The organism is Lysinibacillus sp. FSL R7-0073, from assembly GCF_038009065.1.
Taxonomy (GTDB): domain Bacteria; phylum Bacillota; class Bacilli; order Bacillales_A; family Planococcaceae; genus Lysinibacillus; species Lysinibacillus fusiformis.
The window spans coordinates 1,747,683-1,769,034 of sequence record NZ_JBBPAS010000001.1 but is presented as its reverse complement, the minus strand read 5'-3'; the positions used below and the strand labels follow the sequence as shown (position 1 = coordinate 1,769,034).

Sequence of the window (21,352 nt, the reverse complement as noted above, 5' to 3'; positions counted from 1 at the left end):
CCTAATTTGACTGTTATATATATCACTATATAGTGTAGAGGCAGAAATAGCTAAATATAAAATGAAGGGGAATGATGATACATGACGAACATGAAGCAAGATCAGGAAAATATTGAAACGATTTTAACGGATGTAGTGCACCATGCAGCCAAGTTTTTTAGCAGTCTTGAAGAAAGAGCCGTAACAAGTCAAGCCTATAACGTACCTGCTTCAACACTTTCTGAAGTAGGACATGGCGCTCAGTCGACACTTCAATACTTTTCACAGCATTATGCTGAAGGCTTAAGCGGCAGTGCAGGTTCAAGATATTTAGGGTTTGTTACAGGTGGAGCTACGCCTGCTTCGATTGTTGGAGATTGGTTAGTCAGTATTTACGATCAAAATCTATCCAATACGCAGGATTCTGTAGCAGGCTCAATGGAATTAACGACGATTGATATGTTAAAAGATTTATTGCTATTGAGTGAGGATTATCAGGGAACATTTGTCAGCGGGGCTACGATGGCTAATTTCGTAGGACTTGCTCAAGCAAGAGAGTGGGTGGCGCAATACTATGGGAAAAGCACTGCGATGGATGGGTTATTTGATATCCCACCGATAAAAATCGTCAGTGGTACGCCGCATTCGAGTATTGTCAAAGCAACTTCTATGCTTGGCCTTGGTCGAAAGTCTATTCATCTTATTCCATGTCAAGAACAGCGTGAAGCGATCGATATTACAAAATTACAACAGTTTCTCGAAGACAATCAACAAGAACCTTGTGTTGTCGTAGCAAATGCGGGAACCGTCAATACGGTTGATTTTGATGATTTACTAGCAATTGGCAAGCTAAAAAAGCGCTATAATTTCTGGCTTCATGTAGATGCGGCTTTCGGAGGCTTTGCTGCGTGTTCACCCAAGTACTATCACTTAGTCGAGGGCATTAACTATGCTGATTCGATTACGATTGATGCACATAAATGGCTGAATGTCCCTTATGATGCGGCTATGCAATTTACCCGACATCAATCGTTACAAGTAGCCGTATTTCAAAACAATGCTGCCTACCTTGATAGCTCGCTTGAAAATCCGAATTTTAGTGATCTTACCCCTGAAAATTCACGACGATTCCGTGCGTTGCCAGCTTGGTTTTCACTTCAAGCTTATGGTAAAAAGGGCTATCAACAGTTAATCGAACAAAATGTACTGCTAGCTCAGCAACTTGGACAAAAAATAGAGCAAAGTGACCAATTTACTTTGCTAGCACCTGTTCGTTTAAATGTTGTGTGCTTTGCCATCAATCATGAAGCACTGACAGTCGAAATGAACAAACAATTTTTGAAGACATTAAATCAACAAGGCAAAGTGTTCATGACACCAACTCTTTACCAAGGTGTGCCAGCTATGCGTGCGGCTTTCAGCAATTGGCGTACAACCACAGAAGATCTAACAATTATTTGGGAAGCACTAACGACAGCTATACAATCCTTTTTCCACGAGTCCCTTTAATTTATGATAAAAGCTATCAGTGTACCTTAAATGGCCACTTAATATACTTGTCCAAATTTAATAAATGAGTCTATTGTGATTGAAAGGGTTTGATGCGCGCCACCTTTTCGTTCAACAGTAATTTTTAAATAAAATACTGCTGCGAAATACTTGCAGAAACCAAAAAAATGCTCGGTGCTCAATTAAAAAAACACCTAGCATTTTTTATCTTTAGTGAAAGTTATATGAAAATGAAGCTACATATGCTCTTATTTCAGTTGTTGATGTCTGGAGTTATGCTAAGAACACAGAAGAATCTACTGATATAACTACAATACCTGAAATGTGATTATCCATATTAAAATTGAACATTCTCAGTTCCTGAAAGACTAGTTTTTACATCTAAAAATTGAGTATCTGTACTTACATTAAACTGATTTGCTTTGGTTATCCAAATTAGAGTCTGATTTTATATACCAATATAGTCATATATAGTAAAATGATATTATATGCCATAGTTAGTTTTGGGGGAATCAAAATTGCCGAAAAACAAAGTTAACGTTTTGAAAATGAATAATTTGTACAAACGGTTTATAATGTCAACATTATGCTTACTAACACTTACTGGTTGTACTAATCAAGAGACTACAAATAAGTTAAACAGAAATGAAGAAATACATGATACAAAGGAAATGAAAGAATTATCTGCTGAAGATCAAAAGCGTCAAGAAAAAGCTGAAAACATTGAGAAAAGTATAATTGAACTTATCGAACAGGAAAACTATTTAGATACAATCACCCATTATAAAAATTCATTTATTAAAAATGTCGATAAAAAATTAAAACCAACAGAAAAAACGATTGAACTTTATAATATTGCTGTTGAAAAATATATAGAAAAGGCTGAAACCTTTAATTACTATGATTATAATCTTTTATCGCTAGATATGGAAAACTTAAATGAAAATGTTCTATCTCTTATAAATAAAAAATTTCCAACAAACATTGAAGAAATTGAAGCATTTATAAAAAATAACGAAGAAGAAGCACGTGAAAGTTATGCAAATATGAAAGCTGAAAATGAAGCAAAGGAAAAAGCTAGAATAATTGAGGAAGCCAAAAATCGAGTATACATAGGAATGACAAAAGAACAAGTTCTCGCTACTAATTGGGGCAAACCTAATGATATTAACCGAACGATTACTACTGATCATATATCAGAACAATGGGTGTATTCCGCATATGATAAATATCTTTATTTTGAAGATGGAATATTGGTAGCAATACAAGATTAATGTCCAGAAGTATCTGAATAGCGAAACAGTCCTCTGGTATATCACGATTAATCATCAATGCTTCAAAGAACAAGGTGATGCGACAAAAGCCGAGGAAAAGGTGATGCACCCCAAAAGTTAGAGTAGAAAATCTAACCTTTGGGGTGTTTTTATATGACAAAATATTAAGATGAATTTATATTTTTAAAAACTGTTAAAGAATAGAAGTCAATTTTAAATTATTTTTACTATTTAATAAGATGATTCTTTTGATTCTATACTAATTCAATTGTTCCATTATGAAATAAAATTTTTATCATTGCCTTGATAATAAAAAAAGAATTGTAAATAAAGTAAGTAAGTTATTAGAGAATGTTAAAATTGACACACCCGAAGATGAAGTTAGGACGCTTTTTAAAGGGTTATGCGGTGTAAAAACAAAATCCGATTTTAAAAAAACCCGTCGCAAAAGGATATTGTTTAATACATTCTTTTACGTTTTTGCGATAACAACACTATGCGAGTGCTACAGATTTCATCCAATAAAACTGCAGCTTACAATAAAATGATTATGTCAAACAAATATGCTAATGAAGCGCACGAAGGTAGTGACCCCTTAAAGTTAGAGTTTTTATTATGCAGCTAATTGGCTGGCATGTTTTCGGAAATTTACCGGACTCATGCTGGCCAGTTTTTGTTTAATACGAACATTATTATAATAATTGATATAATCATTTATTTTCTTTTGTAATGCTTTATAAGAGATTAATTGTTCTCCATAATACATTTCCTGTTTTAGTAAGCTAAAGAAGTTCTCCATGGCCGCATTGTCTGCGCATGTTGCTTTACGAGACATACTTTGAAAAATCCTGTTCTGCCTTAATGTTTTCGCCCACGTATTGTGTTGATAGTGCCATCCTTGATCGGAATGAATTGTTGTCCGATATTCAGCACGCTTTAGAATAATTGGAAGTGCTTGTTTAAGTGAATCTAACACAAAATCTAGGCTTGGCCGTTTTGACATACTAAACCCAATAATCTCACCATTATATAAATCCATGATCGGACTTAAATATAATTTTTCATCATCTGTACATTTAAATTCAGTTACATCAGTCACCAATTTTTGAAGGGCATATGACGTTCTGAATCTACGATTCAAAAGGTTTTTAGCGACTTTCCCAACTGTTCCTTTGTATGATTTATAGCGTGATTTACGTACGAATTTTACACATTTTAACCCTAGGTTTTTCATGATTCGTTGTACCTTTTTATGATTAATTGTATGTCCTTGCACTCTTAATTCCGCATGAATTCGGCGGTAGCCATATCGACCTTCATGTTTTTCAAAAGTCTCTAAAATCAAGACTTTCCACTCTATGTCTGGATCCTTTTGCCCCATCAGTTTAATATGATAATGATACGTCGCTTCTGGAATATCCACTTGTTTTAAAATATCTTTTAATCGAAATCCTTCTTGTTTAAGTTCGAAGGCGATGGCAGCTTGTGCTTTTCGAGGAAGGCATCTTGATTCTCCCGAAAAGCCTTCAACTTTTTTAAATACGCCACCTCTAAACGAAGCAGTTCATTTTCGCGTTCTAGCTGCTCCTCACGTGACATTGTTTTTTCTTGGTTATTCGCTGTGGACTTTTGTTTCTTAGACATAGACGGGCGCCCCTTTGAATTTTTTTGCAGGCCCTCTATCCCTTCTTTTAAAAACCGATGATACCAACTGGCAACTAAAGTTGGATCATTCAAGTTAAAGTGAATCGCAGTATCTTGATAGGAAGCACCTGTTCGTTTCATAAAGTTTAATACATCTATTTTAAAATGAACAGAATAAAACTGCTTCGTTTTCTTAACTAATAAGCCGTTACGTCCAAACTCTTTATAAGCACGTACCCATCTCCTTAATGGAGAATCACCTATACCATATTTCTTCGCTATCGCTCGATATCCTATAGACCCACTTAAATATTCTTGAACCACCATCAATTTAAATTCTTCACTATATTTAGTCATAAAAATCACCCCAAAAGTTAGTTTTTCACTCTAACTTTTGGGGTGCAGTACCGAACCGCCCTTCAATTGAAAGGCGGTTCGTGTTGTTTTATTGACCAATTTCATGTTGTAATTGCTTTAAAAAGCTTTCCATAAATTGATGACGTTCAAGTGCCATTTGCTTGCCCTTTTCCGTTACCATTAAATCCTTTAGGAGCAATAGCTTTTCGTAAAAGTGAGTGACAGATGACGTATTTTTTTGACGATATTCTGATTCCGACATGTTAGTACGTGCTTCTTCATCCTTATCATAAAGCTTGCGGTCTTTCGCACCACCATATGCAAATGTTCGAGCGATGCCAATTGCTCCAATCGCATCTAAACGGTCTGCATCGCGAACGATTTTCGCTTCCAAGGATGTAGCCTCTAGCTCATTTCCACCATTAAACGATACTTGTGCAATACAATCTCGAATATGTTGCTTTTTTTCCTCGCTAACAGGGAGCTCTGCAATAAGCTGTTCCTCCTGTTCCTTACTATCGGTATACTTTTTGTCGCTCACATCATGCAACAGCACTGCAATTTTTACAACTTCGTCATCTGCTACTGGCTCTGTATGTAAAATCGCTAGTGCATTTTGATAGACACGCTCAATATGTTGGAAATCATGGCTAGCGTCAAACTGTTCATAAATTTCACGTACTTTACTCATTAAATAATCCATAGTTCAAACTCATTCCCTTCCTACACGATTATACTGTATTTATAGCCCCCACGAAAAATAAAAAATCAATACCTTTTCAATTGACTAATTTTTCAGAATATTATAAGATAAAGGTGCAGAACAAACATTTTGTTCTGCACCTCATATTTTTCAGCTATGTACAAACAGCTATGTGTTTGACAGAATGAATATCAACTTCAGCGGGCTTACAATTGAATAGTATGTTTGCAAGATGACATAAGTAAAGAAAACCAATCATCAAACAAATAAAAGTGAACACTTTCCCTTAGAAATTCTTTGTTTAACCCGCATAGCATGATGTACAGCCGAAAATTGTGAACAACAAGTTAGTTGTTTTTGCGACCAATAGGTTTTCATTAAATGGAAGCCATGTGTAATTGTTTTTCGTTATTGGTTGCTGCCTTCTTCAAGTTGTATGAACGTAGCTCCTCCCTTTAATGAAAATCGTACACAATGATGACTGCCTGTTTATGAAACCAGATGAATGAGTCGTACAAACACCATGAAGATTCATGTAAGCCAAAATTGTTAGAAGTTATAAAGGAAGTAGGAACGATCGTGATAAAATGTAATACCTTCCCGCTGAAGGACGAATAAAAGCTGCCCATCTTACAGTCATGTAGATGATGGCAGCTTTTATTATGTTATTTGCTAGTTAACAGTAGATCCTACAACACGCCCTTGATGACCTCATCAATTTCTTTTAATAGCTCTTGATTTTGCATCGTTGAACTTAATTTTAAATGAGATTGATCAACATGGATGACCGCCACATGCATGCCTTCTTTTATACTCGCACTTGGAACTGGCAGCATCTTTTCCGTATCAAATGTCATGATAAGATCTGGAAATTTCGATTGTAGCTGTCCTTCTTTCGATAACGTCATGTATTCATTCCAGAAAGTCAAATCGTAATCGCCAACGGATAATTTCCCTACGTCAAAGCCATTTTCCTTCGTTAATGAATAATGTTGGACCTTCCCCGTTACGATATGCACCCCATTCAATTGCTGTAAAATAAAGGTCAATTTATCGTCAAAGGTTTGTCCATTGAGGAAACGATAGCCAAGCTCAATAGCCATTGTAATGGCATTCGGTGCCCCATGTTTCTGTAAATAATCTATCGTCACAGGATTCCTCGTCACACCTACTAACCCTCCTGCTAAAATCGACGCTTGTCGTGCTGTTTTAGCCGTATTTTGTAGTGGGCCTTCCACAAACCCTTGGACCGCAAAGTCATTTTTACCACCTGCGTAAAATTGCACTGATTGATAGTCTTGCTGTTCATGAAGATTTAAGGAACCCATAATACCCGTTGGATGTGCCCGCCCATTACACGGAGCATCCACGACAGGCACCTTTAATAAAACTGACTGCAACCAGCCATTAATCGTTGTGATGGCACCATTTTCATTGGTAATGATGCCTTTTAGACGGTGATTGGTATGTGCATTCATATTACGATAGCTCCAGCAAAGCTGTTCGTTTGAAATATATTGATCGGCTGCTGAAGGTGCGCCTACCATTGCCACACACGCTACTAAATCTTCGCCATCTAATTCTGTCATGTCGACTATTTGAGGTTCCCCGGCTGCAAAAATTTCCTCCACCAGTTTAAGTCCTTCCTCTAGGAGGCCACCTCCGCCTCCGCCAAGGATTGCACCTCCATAAACCGCTGCAATTCCATCCTCATATGTTAATACTTTTGCCATCGATCATTACTCCTTTCTATTTCCCTATTTTTAGAATAGAAGAGAAGAAGCTGTATAAAGCATCCCCAGCAATAACACCTGCTGCAAAGACTGTCATTTCAGATTCTCTCTTACCTTTCGTCACATACGTGAAAATAACACGAAGTAAGATACCTGCTAATACCGCCCATCCAGCAATTGGATTGATCAGTAATAAACCTGTCGCAAAAAGAATACCCATTTGTCGTTTCGAGCCACCAATCAATTGGATCAATGCCCCTGGAATAGCCCAAATCATTAGTTGTTTCGCTACATCCCCTGTCACACCAGATTGAATAGTTGCCGCATAAACATGGTTAACAGGTGCTACTAAATCTTGTGCAAAATAGGATTTGTAGGATAGTAAAACAACAATAGCAGAAATAGAGAACGCCAACATACCAGCGATCATTTGCTGTTTACGCCCTTCTTTTTCTAGTGCTGGATCACTACCATTTCCACGAAGAATAAAACCAGTTTTCAAATCATAACCCATATCCGCAAATGCTACCCCTGTAGCTGCACTATAACCTGCTAACAAAGCAAGCGCTGGCGCAGGGAAGCCTATTAAAATACCAACAATCAGTGTAATAAATGCCACTGCAAACGCTGGAAACCACCCCGCATGCATTGCTGCGATACCAACGATAAGCTCATGGACAAATGCTGCGATCGTTGCAAATAGGATGAATCCTATTAACATCCCAAATGACATATGTGTGATAATGCCGCCTAAAATAGCAATTAATAAGGCAATCGCTAAATAGGCAATAAACCCAACACCGAACCCTTGACGAATTTCTTTCGTATCTTTTGAATAGCTTAACTCTTCTGACTTTTTAGCAGCGCGTTTCCCTAATAGGGTGAAAGCTACTTGGAATAGAGCTACGATGCCTGCACCAATCATAATGCCATGTGGAATATAATAAGCATTTAAATCAATATTAAATAATTGAACCGAATAACCTCTAAGTAAAAGCCCAATCCCAAACATCGTAAGCGCCCAAATATTACCGATAAACGCTACCCCAAAAGCAGACATCGGAATTTTAAGAATAGATCCCACGATACCGATTAATACACCACCAATTAATACTTTGGCATTTTTACCACCTTTATCGCCAGCCTTAATTGCTTCAGCTGTCGCAATCCCTGGTGGCCAAGTACCTGCTGCTGGGAAAATTTTTGTATCAAAAAATTTATATAATAATAAAGCATCCACAAACATCGCTAAAATAACACCGATAAACAACGGTAATACTAAATTTTCATAGCCCAAAACGTATGGAATACCAATTGGCAACATTAAGCTACTCGCTGCACTAAAAGTAGCTGATGAAATGGCCGTTTGAATAATATTTTGTCTATGCACCGATTTAAATGCAATTAATTTGCCAATTGGAATTCTTCCTAAAATCATCGCAAATATTGCCCCAACGATTGATGTATTAGCAGAAATCCCCAAAGTCGTAATCAGCTGTATCCCGATAATAGCCCCAACTACAGATGTTAAAACAATCATTAGTAGCGTTACAGGCTCCAAAGCCCGTGGATGTAATACTTTATTATTCATACTGTCAGCTCCCCTATTGCTGTTATAGTTTTGAAATATGCGATTGTATCTGATGAACTACTTTCACTAACTGGTCAAGCATATATTTCTCCCTTTGATCATCTATATCGTATACTAATCCAGAAATTGTAAGAGATGCGATGATTTCTTTTTTATAGTTGAATAACGGTACACTGATGCCAAAAGCGTGTTCATTGTATTCACCAACGGTTACACACCATTTATTTTGGCGTATACTTTGTAGCTCTTCCCTTAATGTCTCAAGAAATTCATTATGCTCCTCTTTCGATTGCTTGTTTTGAAAAAAAGCTATTAATTCAAGCTGTTTATCTTCTTCTAAAAAGGCGAACATGACTTTACAGGAAGCACCGATGTAAAGGGGTGTCTTTGTTCCTAAAGACACCGCATACTTTACATTTTTATTACTTTCGGCAATTTTTGTTGTGACACCGTATTCATTGTCCATATAAGTGAGAAACACCGATTCGTTTATTTCACTTGCAAGATTTTGCATTAATTCATAAATAGTCGAGTGTGGGTCCATTGTATGTGAGAGCACATCATAAAAAAGGAACATTTTGTAGCCTAATTTATACTTTTTCGTGTCTTCATCCTGAATTAAATAACCCGTTTCTGTAAATGTATTAATGGCTCTTTGTACGACACTTGTCGGCATTTTCATCATGCGCGAAATTTCACGAACACCTAATGCATTTTCTGTCGTCGCAAAACACTCTAGTATATCTAATGAGTTTTTTAATGTCTTGACAGTCATTCATTTCTCCCTTTAAGCGTTTTGATAACCGTAATGCTTTTTCGCTACTTCTACAGAAATATATTCATTTAACACATCACGCTCTATAGCCTCTTTACTTCTTTCAAGTGGATTACCATAGCCACCACCTGTTGCTGTAACTAGCTCGATACGATCGCCTTTTTGCAATTCATAATTGGCTAGTACGCCAACTGGTCCAATTGTGGAACCATCCTTTTTATGAACGATTAAATAGTTATGAGACCCTTCGCCTCCTCCACTTAAACCGAATGGAGCGAATTGGTGTCTCCCTAAGTTGACTGAAACCTTTTGACCATCATTATTGATGGTATATACACGACGTACACCTAAGCCACCTCTAAATTGGCCTGTACCTGCACCGTCACAGTTTAAGCTATATTCATCAATTTGAATGCCATATTTCGTTTCGGCAATTTCCACAGGTAGATTATAAGTTTCACCATCTCCCATACAATATTGCCCGCTTTGACCATCTTCATCATTCGATGCTCCCCAACCACCAACAGATGGTTCAACGATAAGGAATGACTCATCATTTTCAGGATTTTTACCTGTCAGAATAAATGTACAAACGGATTGTAAGTGTCCTGCTGATAATCTTTCTGGTAAATGTGACGCAAGTGCTTTCCAAATTAAATCTGCTGCCCCAATACGAGCCTCAAAGTTCATGGATACTGGATGTGGGCGCTTAGCAGAGACAATGGAATTTTCATCCGTTAAAATAGTTAAGCGTTTAAAGACTCCCTCATTAATGACATCAATATCACCTAGTAATGCTAGGAACATCACACGCACGCTTGCCATTAAACCAAATTGGGAACAGTTTACTGGCACATTCACCGCTGGGTGGGAGCCTCTAAAATCACAAATAAATTCTTCATTACTAATTGTTACTTTCACTTTAATCGGGTATGGTCCGCCTTTTACAGGATCTCCCTCAATAAAGTCCTCCGCGTAAAACTCACCTTTTGGCAAATGCTGAAGCTCCAGCTCTACAATTTTCTCACCTTTGTCCAATAGTTTTTGAATGGACAATTTCACTGATTCAGCACCAAACTTCTGACAAAGCTCTGTAATTCGTTTTTCGCCTGTTTTTAAAGCAGCCACTTGTGCAAACATATCGCCAATAGATAGCTCTGGTAAACGAACATTCGTCGAGATAATCTCATAAACGGCTTCGTTCAATTCACCTTTATGATAAAGTTTGACACCTGGCAGTTGTAGACCTTCCTGATAGATTTCATTAGAATTACTTGTAAATGAACCAGGGTCCATGCCTCCAACTTCTGTCCAGTGTGCTTTATTGGCAGAGTAAGCAATGACTTCACCATTATAAAAAATGGGAAGCACTAAGCCAACATCTGATAAATGCGAGCCTCCCCCTACATACGGATCATTAATAATAATGACATCGCCCTCATGCAACTTTTGGCCATGATCAAATTTTTCAATGACCCGCTGCACCATTGGACTTAGCATACCAATAAAGCTTGTAACACCATTTCCTTGGCTAATTAAGTTCCCCTGTGCATCTGTTAAACCACAAGCATAGTCTAATACTTCATAGATTACTGGACTCATAGAGGAGCGTGCTAGAGCGACAAACATTTCATCCCCTATGGCTAGCAATGAATCCTGAATAATCTCTACAGCAAAAACGTCTTTTTTCATGATTTATTCCCCCTCCATCTCTACAATCAAATTTCCATATTTATCAATTTCTATGGATTGCTTTTCATTGATCACGACTGTAGATGTTGGGTTTTCAACGATAGCAGGACCTGTAATGACATAACCCGGAGCAAGCTTTTGCTGGTCATAAACATTGACCTCAACCCAACCCTTTTCTTTCACATATAAGTTGCGCTTTGTTTTGATACATGTTGACACATCAATATGAGAGAAATCTAATTCTTTAAATTGAACAGCCTCATCTTTTCCATAGATGGTAAGGTGTAGATTTACTAATTCTATTGGAGTAGTTGGTAAATCAAATGAAAATTCTTGTTTATGTTTTACATGGAACGCATCAGCCAATTGAAGAAGCCCTTCATCATCAATCGTGATATTCGATGCGTTCAATTTGACTGCGTGCTCTTGGCCTTTATAACGTAAATCATAATTAATTTCGAAATAATAATGCTCTTTCGATAAAGGTACGTCTTCATAGGCACTTTCAATAGCTTGATCAATATTCGCTTGAATTTCCGCAAGATGCGCGTGATCAAAGTCCATTAAACTTGTTTGGATATAGTCTTGTCGATATTCTGTCATCATCATTCCTAATGCTGAAAAAACAGAAGAGCCATAAGGTATAATGACCTTTTTCATGCCTAATTCCTCTGCTAAATTAATAGCATGTAGTGGACCGCCACCACCAAAGGCAACCATTGTAAAGTCTTCTGGATCATAGCCTTTACGAATGGAAATTAGCTTCAACGCATTTAACATATTGGAATTCGCAATATCTAAAATACCTTGCGCTGCTTCCTCGGCTGAAACATTAAATGGTTTTGCAATCGCTTCAACAAGTGCCTCCTCTACTTTGTCGATAGATACTGGATTATCGAAGTTTGCTAATGATAATCTTCCTAAATAAACATTAGCATCCGTAATCGTTGGCTGTGTATTGCCTAAACCATAGGCTACTGGACCTGGGTTTGCCCCAGCAGAATCTGGACCAACCTTTAAGGAACCGAACTGATCCACACGAGCGATAGAGCCCCCACCATTGCCGATTTCAACAATATCTACAACCGGAGTTTTAATTGGATAGCCAGCAAATTTTTCATTTCTTTCAATATAGTACTCTGTCGTAACATTTACTTTGCCATCTGTAATAAGTGAGCATTTCGCTGTCGTACCACCCACATCAAAGGCGATAATATTGGATTCATTTAGAAGCTCACCTAATTTTGCAGCTCCAAACATTCCTGCTACAGGACCAGATTCTACTAGATTGATTGGTAACTCCATCGCTTTATCAAAGCTTGTTGTCCCACCATTCGATTGCATAATTTTTAAATGATCCGTAATACCAACTGTACTTAATTTTTCTTTTAAGCTTTTTAAATAAGCGTGAGCAATGGGCTTCACATATGAATTTAAAACCGTTGTATTTGTTCTTTCATATTCGCGATATTCCTTAATGGTTTCGCTCGAAAGTGTAATATACACCTCAGGCCAAATTTTTAATATTTCTTCTTTTAATTGCTGCTCGTGAATAGGGTTTTTATAGCCATGAATCAACGAAATGGCAATTGCCTCTACACCTGATTCCTTAAATTGACGGACAATCTCTCCAACCTCGTCCCTATTAAGCGCTTTCATAATATTTCCTTTAAAATCAATGCGTTCATCGATTTCTTGTCGTAAATAACGCTCTACAAATGGCTCTGGCTTTTTATATTTAAAATTATATAAGTCTGGTCGGTTACCACGTGCAATTTCTAAAATATCACGGAAGCCTTTTGTTGTAATTAATCCAACTACGCCACCTTTTCTCTCTGTTAATGTATTAATAATTACCGTAGAACCATGAATAAATGATTCAATGAGAGAATCCTCTGTTACATGTCGTCCTAATACGTTTAATATACCATCCTCAAAATGCCCTGGTGTCGTATGCCCCTTGTCAAAATGAAGATTTCCTTTCTCATCTGTATAAACTAGGTCGGTAAAAGTACCGCCAATATCTGTTGCGATTTTCAAGACTTCATCCCTCCGTGTTCCTATAATCGGAACAGTGTTCCGAATTAGAATTAAGTAAATTATATTTAAAAGAAAAAGAAAATTCAATGTATTTTTTAAATAAAAATTCATTTGACAATTGCTTCTCTTTGTAAAAATCCGCTTTTTCCTTCCAATAACAGAGAACTATTGATAAAAAATACCAAACACATTTATATAAGGAAGCTTCTCGAGTTTTTAATCGCATGAAAAAAAATCCTAGTTTTTCAACTAGAATCGTAAATTTTCTAAAAAAAATGGCGATGATGAATGCTAAGACAGGTTATCAAGTATAGAAGGAAGATATCAGAATACTTTTTAGCGGAATTTAAGGAAGGATATGTTAAAATGACTAGACTTTTATCAGCCAATAACTAAAAAAAGCTGCACCTTTTTTAAAGGGCAGCTTTTCAACATTTATTAGAACAATCCGACCGCATGTCCGTCATTATCGACATTCATGCGTAAGGCTGCAGGAGCTTTTGGTAGTCCTGGCATTGTCATAATATCGCCTGTCAGACAAACTAAGAAACCAGCACCAAGCTTTGGAATCACCTCACGAATTGTGACCGTGAAGCCTTCTGGACGTCCAAGTAAACTTGGTTGATCGGATAAAGAGTATTGCGTTTTTGCCATGCAAATCGGCAGAGAATCCCAGCCAAATTTTTCGATTTGAGCCATTTGTTTTTTAGCTTGGTCAGTGAATTGGACATCTTTCCCACCATATACCTTTTGTACAATAGTACGTACTTTTTCTTCAATGGACTCTGTTACATCATATAATGGTGAGAAGTTGTTTTCTTCTTCCAACACAGCTAGTACTTGTTCAGCTAAGGCTACTCCACCTTTACCGCCCTCTTCCCAGACATTTGTTCGGGCTATACGTACATGATTTTCTTGGCACCAGTTCAGAACTGCTTCTAGCTCTGCTTCTGTGTCTGTAATGAAACGATTTAATGCAATAATCGGTTCAACACCAAATGTACGTACCGTGTCGACGTGTTTAGCTAAATTTTCAATTCCTTGGAGTAGGGCTTCCACATTTTCACCGACAAGTGATGTTTTTGGAACACCACCATGCATTTTTAATGCACGAATCGTTGCTACGATGACAACGGCACTTGGCTTGAAGCCCGCTTTACGAGCTTTAATGTTCATGAACTTTTCGGCACCTAAATCAGACCCGAAGCCCGCTTCTGTCACCACAATATCAGCTAGCTTACGAGCAGTTTGTGTCGCCATAATAGAATTACAGCCATGGGCAATATTAGCAAATGGACCACCATGTATAATAGCTGGTGTCCCTTCTAATGTTTGTACTAAGTTTGGCTTAAAGGCATCCTTCAATAATAATGTTAAGGCACCCTCTACCTGTAAATCACGCACAAAAACAGGCTCACGCTCAAATGTGTAGCCAATTACAATGCTAGCGATGCGCTCGCGTAAATCCTCAATGCTTGTTGCTAAACAGAACACTGCCATAATTTCGGAGGCAACCGTAATATCAAAGCCGTCTTCACGTGGCATGCCTTGAACAGGCCCTCCTAATCCTACAATCACTTTCCGTAATGAACGATCATTCAAGTCCATTACACGTTTCCAAATAATACGTCGTGGATCAATGTTTAAGACATTCCCTTGGTGGATATGATTATCAATAAATGCGGATAAAGCATTATTGGCTGTTGTTATCGCATGAAGGTCACCAGTGAAGTGTAAGTTAATATCCTCCATTGGTACTACCTGTGCATAGCCTCCGCCTGTTGCGCCACCTTTTACGCCCATTACTGGACCAAGAGATGGTTCACGTAAAGCTACCATCACTTTCTTATTTAATTGATGAAGGGCATCAGCTAGTCCTACAGTCACAGTCGACTTCCCTTCACCTGCTGGGGTTGGACTAATAGCTGACACTAATACAACCTTTGCGTCCTCACCTTGAGCTGTAATTTTTAATGGGTCAATCTTCGCTTTGTAGCGGCCATACTGCTCAAGTGCATCCTCTGGAATACCTGCAGCATTGGCAATTTCCGTAATAGGTTTGATCACTGCTTGACTCGCGATTTCTAAATCTGATAATGGTTGATTTTTCGTTGTCATTTGGCATCCTACTTTCTATGTTGGTCATTTCCATTATAGTCTTAATTGTGAAAAAAAAGAAAGTCAGATATGCTAGCATTCCGACAATCAATTGACATTTTTGTTCAATTCATGTATGTTCTAAGAGAAAATGCAATTTTTTCACATTTTATCATTGATAGCACGACTTTATTAACTTTATTTTACATTCAAGCGCATTGGAGGCGAATGCTTATGCAACATGGGATCGTAAAGTGGTTCAATAATGAAAAGGGTTATGGCTTTATTGAATGTGATGATGGAGAAGATGTATTTGTACATTTTACGGGCATCCAGGAGGAAGGCTTCCGTACACTTGAAGAAGGTCAAAAGGTTTCATTTGATGTTGTGGAAGGCAATCGCGGCCCGCAAGCATCAAATGTTGTAAAATTATAAGCTACAAAATAGTAAGTGGATGAAGTATTTGAAAATAGCTCAATCCGCTTTTTTACATGTTTGCACATAAAAATCCACTTCAACAATTGAAGTGGATTTTTAATTTATCTATTAATCCAATAAAAAGCACCTGGGCAAACTAATGTTTCCTTTGTTCGGTGTGGATCTTTCAGTGTTACACCGATTGGCCCTTCTTTTAAATGCCCAAGCGTCATGCTAGATGCTGCCGCCTCCTCATAAAAATCCAAGCGCATATTCGGTAGCTGTAGAGATATAAACTGCTCATGCTGCTCAAAATCGGGTAATTGTAATACCTTCTGCCAAAGCTGCACCGTTTCCTCCACATCCTTGACAAAAAACTGGATGGATTCCATTGTAATGGCTTGTTTTTCATCGATCGCGCCACTAGCCTTTAATTGAGCCAAACGTTCCTCATCGTCATCTGCCCATTCAATTAAGAATGGAAAATCCACTGAAAGGCCAGACATGCCAAAATGCAATAGCTTCCATTCAATTATCGTGCCGTCTGGTCTTGTGCGGCTACAAGCATCCGGACCATATACTTCATAGCCCAATGCACGCAATCGTTGACCCTCGTCTTCAATATTTTTAGTGCGCAAGGCAATTCGTGAAAATCCTTGGCGCTCATGATCACGTTTAAACGTATAATGTAGGGAATATGGGTACAGGGCCGCTTGCTCAAATAAATCACGATCATAAATAGCGATTTGTTCAATATAGCTTAAGCCAAAATAGCTTAGCGTATTGTAAGTCCCCCACATCGTGTGTTGACCACCGTTCACTGTATGGACATTTCGTTTATTGAAGAAAACCTTTATATTTTCCGGTGATTCTACTTGATGTACCAGATGATCAAAATATAAAGTCATGGCAATTCCCCTTTCTTTCCCCCATTAGCTTTACCTGGATGTGTAATTGATTTAATATTTACTTAAGAAAAGGAGTTACTATATGGTATGAAAAAAAGTGCAATTTACCTACTAACTCCGTTAACTAATTTATTACTAACTATAAAGAGGTGATTTGAATGACAGATCATGTAGCTGCTTTTAAATTGGCATTAGGTAACTATCCTACAGGTGTAACGGTTGTTACAGCATGTCATGAAACGAATCCAATTGGCTTAACAGTCAATTCTTTTGCATCTGTTTCCATTGACCCACTACTTATTTTATGGTCACTCGATAAAAAATCTCAGCTCTATCCTTACTTTATGAGTGCGGAAAAATTCGCTGTTAATATGTTAGCGAGTGATCAAGAGCATTTATGTACATTATTTGCAAGTAAAGTCCCGGATCGCTTTGCTCAAGCAAAATGGTCTATTTCTTCTTTAGGGCTACCGATTTTACATGATACAGCAGCTATTTTACAATGTAAATCATTTCAGCAGATAGATGCAGGTGATCACACTATTTTTATTGGGCAAGTGCTAGATATTACTAATACTCAAAAGGAACCGCTTCTCTATCATCGCCGTCATATCGGTCAGATTCCAAAAAGCTTTTATAGCTAATGCCATAAAAAAAGGGCCACTTGTAAGCAACGGAAATCATGCTTATTGGTGGCCTTTTCACATCGTTCAACTGAAATGATCATTTATTTCTTCTGAGGAAATCTCTGCTTTTCAAGCCTATTAATTTGAACAATTACACCATCCTGAATCGTAATATGCACTTCACCAAATTCAAGATTTTGAATGGCCTTTGCAATAGCCTCTAACTTCTTATCTTCTACCTTTGCCGACTGAGCCATACGATACACCCCTTCTTTATCATCCTTGTTGTACAAAAGAGGCCAATGCATCAAGCTGATTGATAGCCCCTCCTATCTCTCAGATACATCTGTTGGAATTGGCACCTATTTTTCGGTTGCCGTGGCTTCATTGGGCCAAGTCCCTCCACCTATCTTGATAAGAGTACTGCGTTTCTTGAAAATAATTCTATAATTCTGTTATACGATTGTCAATATAAAATATTAGAAAACCTAGCTGAATACTTTGTAATGATTATTTTTGATTAGAAAACTATCTATATCTAAAGTATTTTATGCCTAATCAGTGAGAAATAGATGGCTATCCATTAATTTATTACGAACTCCATTTCCTCATCATGAATTCAAGAGGACCTCGACGATGTTTAGCTCTCCACCATACAGAAACAAACACACATCCTAAAAAGTAACAGCAGGCGTATAGCATGGAAAAAGCAAGCGTTTGATTCTCCAACTTTTGGCAAACAATTAATATTCCAATCCCAATAAAAACATGGCCAACATAATGCGTTAAAGACATTTGTCCCGTTAAGATCAAAGCTTCAATCACTTTATTTTTAGATGTCTCAACAAGATAGATGGAGCCTACGATAAGGACAATAGCTGAAGCCGAATTAGATAGAACATACATCATATTCGGGGGAATCGGTCCCGTATCAAATAAATACAATGCACTCTCTACATCTAATAAATGGATCGTTGTCATCTTAATAAATATCGTTGAAAAAGTCTCCGTCATTATGACTAGCAATAAACCAGTCACAAATAGGATTTTTCTTAATGTACGATTTGTTAAATCAAATGTGCCGATTAACATGCCCATCAGAAAGAAACAAACCCAGGGGAATAGTGGGTGATAGCCATTAAACATCAAATTTCTTATAAATCCTGCTGGTGTCCAAAAATCCAGATACTCTAGTAATATATATGTTGGATGCCAACCAGCAAGGTAATTAAATTGAATTTGAAGCCATTGTGAAAGGATGAGGATGACACCGATTATGAACATCATCCATTTCTTAGATTGGGCAATCAAACATGCGGCAACAAACATATACACGCCATAATAATGTAATATATCTCCTGTCCAACCGACCGCATATAGTACTATCCCTATCACGAATAACAAAAATGACCTCTTCCACAAAGTAAGTCGATTCTCGCGAAGAAGCATTGGGTCCTTAGTCTCTCTAGCGTGACGAGTCATTAAAGCTGTCCCTATTCCTGCTAGCATGACAAATACGGCCGAGGCACGCCCCTCAAACATATTTTGTAAAGCAATCAACCATGTTGAACCATTCGTTGTAGAACCCGTTACGACACCAAAATTGACAATAAACATACCAAGCATAGCGAGAGCTCTTGCAAAATCAAGACCTTCAATGCGCCGATCATCATTTCTTTTTGTCATCTTTGCCCCCTTGGATAACGCTATGTACAGCCTCCTTCCAAATAGCTCTATAGTTCAATTGGTTACCTGTTAACATGAAATTACCGATATTATCATAGACCAAGGCTAGCATCTGTGCCTTTGCTTCTATATTGGGAGTATCCTCTAGAACTCCTAGCCGCACGCCCCATTGTAGGACTTCAACAAAGCTTGTTAAAAAGCTTGTTTCTAGCTCTACTAATTGTTTCTTATAGCTTTCATCGCGAGCTGCTAAAAGTACATATTGGTTAAATATTTTATTAAAATAAGGATCCTTGCCCTGCGCCTCAATAGACTTATAGCCCAGCTCGAGTAATTCCTCCTTGAAATTAACAGGAGAAAGCTCTTTATAATCCACAGCGACATCCTGTTCAATTACTTTATACAGTTCATCAAATAAGTAGGCGATTAATTGATCCTTTGATTGAAAATAATAATAAATGGCTGGTTTTGATATACCAACCTCTGCAGCAATCATGGCTAAGCTAGTTTTTTCAAACCCTTTTTCTGCAAACATCACATAAGCAACTTCTATAATCTTTTGAAAAGTTTGTTCTTTATTCCCCATCATAACCCTCCTTTTTTACCGACCGTTAAGTAAATATTAAATGATACTCAACTTTTAGACAAGAAAAAACTGTGTAGAACTATTTCTCTACACAGTTCACATTTATTGATGTTGTAAATACATCATTAAAGCTTCGGCTGTTTTTTGCTTGCCCATTACTTTCATAGGCTGTCCATCAGCAGGTACAATCCAATGGGGCTCGTCCCCGCCATATAAAGATTGAGAGCTATTTGCCACCATCAATTGAGCATGAGCTGTTTCCATTCGCAGTCGTGCACGTGCTAATAAAAACTCCTCATCATCGGTCGCTTCTAGCTTAAACCCTACTAACGTTACATTTGGCTGCCAGCCCTTAATTTGCCCTAAGACTTTTGGCGCCTTTTTAAAATGAATAATAGGTGGCTCATCGGAAGGCATTTTCCCCGCTTCCTCCATCAAGTTCCCTGATTGATCATATACTTTATCAATGACCCAATCGGAGCCAGCCGCAGCCATAATAACGATATCAACAAATTCATGTTGGACAGCATGACGAACTTTTTCTCCTAAATCCTCAATACCTTCAAATTTAATCAATTTCATTTGATTGTGATTCACTGGAAGCTGTGCAAAATAACCATGCATATATACTACATTAGCACCAGCAGCGAGTGCCGCCTCCGCTAAATAACAGCCCATTGTCCCTTTCGATAAATTCGTATGCCCTCGTACACGATCCCATTTTTCAAGTGTTCCCCCACTTGTAATGAGTACGGTTTTACCTTGTAATGTCCCCATCCACTCACCTATTTTCTAAAATATATACACCTACTATTTTACCGTAATGGAAGGATAGGCTTCAATAGATTCCATCATAGTGCATTTTTTTGTTCCATCAGCCATGCACTTAAAATTTCCGCAAATTTCTTCGTTACAGGTGATGCATTATGCTTCATCGCAATTCCAATCGTACGGTAGGCACCTTGCTTCAGAGGAATTGCTCTTAATGTAGGCGGCAAATTCTGAATGACCAATTGGGGTAAAATACTAATCCCTAGTTGATGAGAAATCATGGAAACAATGCCGACCTCCTCTGAAAGCTCAAAGCGAATATTTGGCTTCACATGATATTGTTCCAACAAAACTTTGACATCATTTGTCCCTTTATAGGATGTCATAATAAAAGGCATATCTTCCAAATCAATAATATCTATCTCTGACTTATTAAATAGTGGGCTTTGATCTGAAACGATACATAATAAAGGATCTTGTTGTAATTCCGTATATTGATATTGCTCAGATTTTTGACCATTTAAAAATCCTGCTTCTATTGCTCCACTAAGTAGCCATTGTTCAATTTCATAATAATCACCCTCGCGTAATTCCACCTGAATTCCAGGAAACTGATTATCCATAATCCTAATAATTTCTGGCATCCAATTAGAAGATATACTTGAAATAACGCCAATACGCACGTTTCCTCTTGTTACTCCATGAATATGTGCTGCCTCTTGTTGCAATAATTCCTGTGCGTCTAAAACCTGACGCATCGCCCTTAGCATGGTTTGCCCCTCACTTGTCAGTGTGACACCCACTCTACTTCGATGTATGAGCGCAAATCCAAATTCTTTTTCTAAACTTGACACAGCGTGACTGACAGCAGACTGAGTTAGACCTAGTGCATCTGCTGCTTTTGTAAAGCTTGCTACCTCTGCTACCTTTGTTAAAATCTCATATTTCACTAAGCTCATCAGCA

General features: G+C 37.8%; 19 protein-coding genes and 1 riboswitch. Of the genes, 4 read left to right on the top strand and 15 right to left on the bottom strand.

Going from position 1 to position 21,352, the window contains the following annotated elements; genetic code table 11:
- Positions 1-81: 81 nt before the first annotated feature.
- Positions 82-1,488 (top strand): pyridoxal phosphate-dependent decarboxylase family protein, encoded by a 1,407-nt coding sequence (locus MKY88_RS08395; RefSeq protein WP_069480855.1) that lies wholly within the window; start codon positions 82-84, stop codon positions 1,486-1,488.
- A gap of 518 nt (positions 1,489-2,006) precedes the next feature.
- The gene (locus MKY88_RS08390) at positions 2,007-2,762 is read left to right on the top strand and encodes a hypothetical protein (protein ID WP_340813391.1); all 756 of its coding nucleotides are present in this window, start codon (positions 2,007-2,009) and stop codon (positions 2,760-2,762) included.
- Positions 2,763-3,375: 613 nt separating this feature from the next.
- Here the strand turns inward: MKY88_RS08390 and MKY88_RS08385 are convergent.
- From MKY88_RS08385 to MKY88_RS08345, 9 genes are all read right to left on the bottom strand, one after another.
- Complete coding sequence (locus MKY88_RS08385) at positions 3,376-4,239, bottom strand: IS3 family transposase (RefSeq protein WP_340814809.1); 864 nt, start codon at positions 4,237-4,239, stop codon at positions 3,376-3,378.
- A complete protein-coding gene (locus MKY88_RS08380) occupies positions 4,203-4,763 on the bottom strand; it encodes a helix-turn-helix domain-containing protein (RefSeq protein ID WP_036223000.1) in 561 nt (186 codons plus the stop codon). Before MKY88_RS08380 ends, MKY88_RS08385 begins: the two co-directional genes overlap by 37 nt.
- An 88-nt stretch (positions 4,764-4,851) precedes the next feature.
- Positions 4,852-5,466 (bottom strand): HD domain-containing protein, encoded by a 615-nt coding sequence (locus MKY88_RS08375; protein ID WP_083244637.1) that lies wholly within the window; start codon positions 5,464-5,466, stop codon positions 4,852-4,854.
- A gap of 689 nt (positions 5,467-6,155) precedes the next feature.
- Entirely contained in the window at positions 6,156-7,199 is a 1,044-nt protein-coding gene (locus tag MKY88_RS08370; RefSeq protein WP_340813390.1) for an S-methyl thiohydantoin desulfurase domain-containing protein, read from the bottom strand.
- A gap of 16 nt (positions 7,200-7,215) precedes the next feature.
- Positions 7,216-8,790, bottom strand: coding sequence for an OPT/YSL family transporter (locus tag MKY88_RS08365; RefSeq protein ID WP_340813389.1), 1,575 nt, complete (start codon positions 8,788-8,790; stop codon positions 7,216-7,218).
- Positions 8,791-8,812: 22 nt separating this feature from the next.
- Positions 8,813-9,565 carry an IclR family transcriptional regulator gene (locus MKY88_RS08360; protein ID WP_340813387.1) on the bottom strand — a complete coding sequence of 251 codons (753 nt, stop codon included), beginning with the start codon at positions 9,563-9,565 and terminating at the stop codon, positions 8,813-8,815.
- 12 nt (positions 9,566-9,577) lie between these two features.
- Positions 9,578-11,257, bottom strand: coding sequence for a hydantoinase B/oxoprolinase family protein (locus tag MKY88_RS08355; protein WP_340813386.1), 1,680 nt, complete (start codon positions 11,255-11,257; stop codon positions 9,578-9,580).
- A 3-nt stretch (positions 11,258-11,260) separates the two neighbouring features.
- On the bottom strand, positions 11,261-13,297 hold the full coding sequence (locus tag MKY88_RS08350) for a hydantoinase/oxoprolinase family protein (protein WP_291758352.1): 2,037 nt from the start codon (positions 13,295-13,297) through the stop codon (positions 11,261-11,263).
- Positions 13,298-13,735: 438 nt separating this feature from the next.
- Positions 13,736-15,415 (bottom strand): formate--tetrahydrofolate ligase, encoded by a 1,680-nt coding sequence (locus MKY88_RS08345; RefSeq protein WP_193831526.1) that lies wholly within the window; start codon positions 15,413-15,415, stop codon positions 13,736-13,738.
- Positions 15,416-15,628: 213 nt separating this feature from the next.
- On the opposite strand from MKY88_RS08345, the gene MKY88_RS08340 reads away from it, so the two are divergent.
- Entirely contained in the window at positions 15,629-15,829 is a 201-nt protein-coding gene (locus tag MKY88_RS08340) for a cold-shock protein (RefSeq protein WP_008180199.1), read from the top strand.
- Between the two features lie 104 nt (positions 15,830-15,933).
- On the opposite strand, the gene MKY88_RS08335 is transcribed toward MKY88_RS08340, so the two are convergent.
- Positions 15,934-16,719: a VOC family protein gene (locus MKY88_RS08335; protein WP_069480847.1), complete on the bottom strand. Its 786-nt coding sequence runs from the start codon at positions 16,717-16,719 to the stop codon at positions 15,934-15,936.
- Positions 16,720-16,877: 158 nt separating this feature from the next.
- Here MKY88_RS08335 and MKY88_RS08330 point away from each other — a divergent pair, with 158 nt between their 5' ends.
- Positions 16,878-17,363 (top strand): flavin reductase family protein, encoded by a 486-nt coding sequence (locus MKY88_RS08330; RefSeq protein ID WP_069480846.1) that lies wholly within the window; start codon positions 16,878-16,880, stop codon positions 17,361-17,363.
- An 83-nt stretch (positions 17,364-17,446) separates the two neighbouring features.
- Here MKY88_RS08330 and MKY88_RS08325 read toward each other — a convergent pair whose 3' ends face one another.
- From MKY88_RS08325 to MKY88_RS08305, 5 genes are all read right to left on the bottom strand, one after another.
- Positions 17,447-17,602, bottom strand: coding sequence for a YezD family protein (locus tag MKY88_RS08325; protein WP_080709351.1), 156 nt, complete (start codon positions 17,600-17,602; stop codon positions 17,447-17,449).
- A 69-nt stretch (positions 17,603-17,671) separates the two neighbouring features.
- Positions 17,672-17,766, bottom strand: a riboswitch (SAM riboswitch).
- 170 nt (positions 17,767-17,936) lie between these two features.
- Positions 17,937-19,031, bottom strand: coding sequence for a DUF418 domain-containing protein (locus MKY88_RS08320; protein WP_258268297.1), 1,095 nt, complete (start codon positions 19,029-19,031; stop codon positions 17,937-17,939).
- Complete coding sequence (locus tag MKY88_RS08315; protein ID WP_258268296.1) at positions 19,015-19,617, bottom strand: TetR/AcrR family transcriptional regulator; 603 nt, start codon at positions 19,615-19,617, stop codon at positions 19,015-19,017. Before MKY88_RS08315 ends, MKY88_RS08320 begins: the two co-directional genes overlap by 17 nt.
- A 102-nt stretch (positions 19,618-19,719) precedes the next feature.
- Positions 19,720-20,394, bottom strand: coding sequence for a phosphopantothenoylcysteine decarboxylase domain-containing protein (locus MKY88_RS08310; protein WP_328202137.1), 675 nt, complete (start codon positions 20,392-20,394; stop codon positions 19,720-19,722).
- A 74-nt stretch (positions 20,395-20,468) separates the two neighbouring features.
- A complete protein-coding gene (locus tag MKY88_RS08305) occupies positions 20,469-21,347 on the bottom strand; it encodes a LysR family transcriptional regulator (RefSeq protein WP_340813385.1) in 879 nt (292 codons plus the stop codon).
- Between the last annotated feature and the right edge of the window lie 5 nt (positions 21,348-21,352).